This window comes from Nocardiopsis sp. TNDT3, from assembly GCF_003427465.1.
Lineage (GTDB): Bacteria > Actinomycetota > Actinomycetes > Streptosporangiales > Streptosporangiaceae > Nocardiopsis > Nocardiopsis dassonvillei.
Genome location: NZ_QPFC01001438.1, coordinates 1 through 1160, shown reverse-complemented (window position 1 = coordinate 1160; position 1160 = coordinate 1). Strand labels below are relative to the sequence as shown.

The 1160-nt window shown below is 72.0% G+C and carries 1 pseudogene; it reads left to right on the top strand.

What is annotated here, in order from left to right:
* Positions 1-1160: pseudogene (locus tag DQW06_RS28640) on the top strand (hypothetical protein); the annotation flags it as partial.

The following is a 1160-nucleotide window of genomic DNA, read 5'->3' as shown; positions in this document are numbered from 1 at the left end:
CGCGCCTCCCGCGGGCACCACCACGGTCACGGGCACCGACCAGCCCGCCGCCCTCACCTCACCGCCTCCTCCCGGCGGCACCGCGAACACCACCGGCACCGACCGGTCCGCCGCCCTGACCACACCGGCTTCCCCCGGCAACACCACGAACACCAGCACCGGGACGACGCCGGAGGACACCCGGACGGGAGGCGACCGGGACGGGGACGACGTCCCGTCCAACCGTCCCCAGCAGGGCCCACTGACCCTGGACCAGGCCCGCGCCCAGGCGATCCGCCGCATCGGCGGCACCTTCGAGCGCGTGAACACCCACTTCGACGCCGGGAGCCGGGGCATGCGCGGGCTGCTGGAGGAGACCTACCGGACCTTCTCCGACACGCGCAGCGGCCTCCACGACGGATACCGGCGCAAGCTGGAGTCGTTCCTCTCCGACTCCTCCGGGGGCGGCCGGCAGTTCGAGAACCACCTGTCGGCGGAGGAACTGGCCGCGAGCAGGAGCGTGACCACGCCGTCGGGCTCCCGCATCCGCCAGGAGATGAGCGGCGGCCTCTGGTCACCGCACGACGTCCGCGCCACCGTCGCCACCAGGGTCGACATCGACACCGTCACCGACTTCCGGCCCGTCGGCGCCCAGATGCGGTGGAACGGCGGCAGCGAGGTGACCCTGTCCACCACCTCCTCCCTGACCGGCGGCCTCGGCCTCAGGTTCGGGGGGAGCGGGACCCGCAACCCGAACCCGCACCCCTCCGACGACTCCCTGCCCAACGAGGCCGTCAGACCGATCCCGGTGTTCGGGACCTCCCTCTCCCGCACGTTCTTCTCCCGCGGCACCTCGCACACCCAGTCGACCTCGTTCACGTCGTCGGTGCTGTTCATCCCGGACAACACCAGGGTGTACGCCTTCCGCGCCTCCGGCCGCCTCACCCAGGCGATCGAGTTCACGAAGAACTGGACCATCGGCCCGCCCCTGAACTGGAAGACCCTGTTCCACGGGTGGACCGCCCCCGTCCAGAACCTGCTCGCGGGCTACGTGCACTCCCGCGACGCCCAGCAGGAGGGGCTGGTGCTGGATCAGGCGACGCGCGACGGCGACAGAGTGGACCTGAGCCCGCAGCCCAACCCCAAGAAGCCCGAGAACGCGCGGGTGCGTCCCGGGTTCG